This is a genomic window from Paraglaciecola polaris LMG 21857, from assembly GCF_000315055.1.
In the GTDB taxonomy this organism is placed as follows: domain Bacteria; phylum Pseudomonadota; class Gammaproteobacteria; order Enterobacterales; family Alteromonadaceae; genus Paraglaciecola; species Paraglaciecola polaris.
Genome location: NZ_BAER01000050.1, coordinates 1 through 1,490, shown reverse-complemented (window position 1 = coordinate 1,490; position 1,490 = coordinate 1). Strand labels below are relative to the sequence as shown.

The window sequence follows — 1,490 nt, the reverse complement described above, 5'->3', positions numbered from 1 at the left end:
TTCATAATTACTAGAGCGAATGACAGCCCCTGCGGCTTCAAGCTCCTTTTTTACTTGAAAGTACGGCACGAACTTCTTACCTACCCCTAGGCGCTTAGCAATGCCACACGCAGCACAGATACAGCCATCGTTATTAGTTAATACCACCACGGGTTTGTTACGAATACTGGCATCAAACACCTTCTCGCAACTGGCATACATGCTGTTCACATCACACAAGGCGTACATCAGAGGTGCTTCTTAAAGGGTCGATGTAATCGAATGGAGCGTGTGACGACCCCTTCTACCTGAAACTCGTCACCTTCTTGCAAAAAATACGGTGGAAACCGCTTACTGGAAGACAGCAAACAGCGCTGTACTTTGTCGATTTTCTTGCAGACGAATACGCCGTTAAGGTTAGCCACCACGACGTCTTGGTCTTTAATCTCTTCAGCGCGGTCTACAATTAACAAGTCACCCGAGAAAATACCATCACCTTTCATGGACTCGCCCTGGGCAAAACCAATATAGGTCGCAGAGGGATGGTCAATCAGTAGCTGGTCTAAATCTAGGTTGAGCTGTGTGTATTCTGCCGCAGGTGACTCACCAAATACCTAGATAACATGTGAATTATGCGAATTCCCTTTATTTATAGGAGTAGTGGGGTTTCTCAAGAAAACAAAATTAAAGTGAGAATAAAGTGATAAATTGAAGATATTATTCTCAATTATGTTAAAAAAGAAAAAGTGATCTGGTTAAATGGCACCGGACACTTTAATAAGAGACAATAAACTGTCAAACATTAAGGTGTGAACATGTCACAAAAACGTAGTTACAAGCAATACCCAAAAGAATTCAAAGATGAAGCCGTTGCTTTGGTGTTAGAGCAAGGTTATTCAGTGCCGGATGCCGCTAAATCATTGGGAATAGCCGCCAACATGCTGTACCGCTGGAAAGAGCTTCACGAGCAACAATTAACGGGTAAGGTGTTAGCAGAAGATGAGCGTGATGAGTTAAAGCGCCTGCGTAAAGAAAATAAAGAATTGCGTATGGAGAAAGAGATCTTAAAAAAGGCCAGTGCCTTCTTCGCGAAAGAAATGAAATAAAGTTTTGCTTTATAAAGGCACAAGCCGGGTATTATCCCGTTCGTATCTTGTGCCGCGTGATGAAGGTAAGCAAGTCTGCTTTTTATGCCTGGCAGGCACGTCCTGGCAAGCTGATAACGGCTCAGGAGCTGGCCATGTATCGCCGGGCCAAGGTGCTGTTCAAAGCCAGCAGAAACAGCTTGGGCAGCCGGGAGTTGGCTAAGAAACTCGGTGAAGAAGGCTTTAGCCTCAGCCGATATTTAACCCGTAAGCTGATGAAAAAATTGAAGTTAAAGGTGACTCAGCGGCTCGCTTATAAGGTGACTACAAAACGTAAACACAGCGACAAGGTGGCGGATAACCTGTTAAACCAGAACTTTAATCCGCTGGCACCCAATGAAGTGTGGGCCGGTGATATCACCTACT

At 44.6% G+C, this 1,490-nt stretch carries 1 protein-coding gene and 2 pseudogenes; 1 reads left to right on the top strand and 2 read right to left on the bottom strand.

The window, feature by feature from the left end; genetic code table 11:
• Together GPLA_RS10935 and GPLA_RS10930 are read right to left on the bottom strand one after the other, a co-directional pair.
• Positions 1 to 228: Y-family DNA polymerase (locus GPLA_RS10935; protein WP_040514461.1), on the bottom strand; the 228-nt coding region annotated here is incomplete at its 3' end.
• Positions 228 to 584 (bottom strand): annotated as a pseudogene (locus GPLA_RS10930) (LexA family protein); the annotation flags it as partial. The gene GPLA_RS10935 and the pseudogene GPLA_RS10930, both read right to left, overlap by 1 nt.
• A 210-nt stretch (positions 585 to 794) precedes the next feature.
• Here GPLA_RS10930 and GPLA_RS23990 point away from each other — a divergent pair.
• Positions 795 to 1,490: pseudogene (locus GPLA_RS23990) on the top strand (IS3 family transposase); the annotation flags it as partial.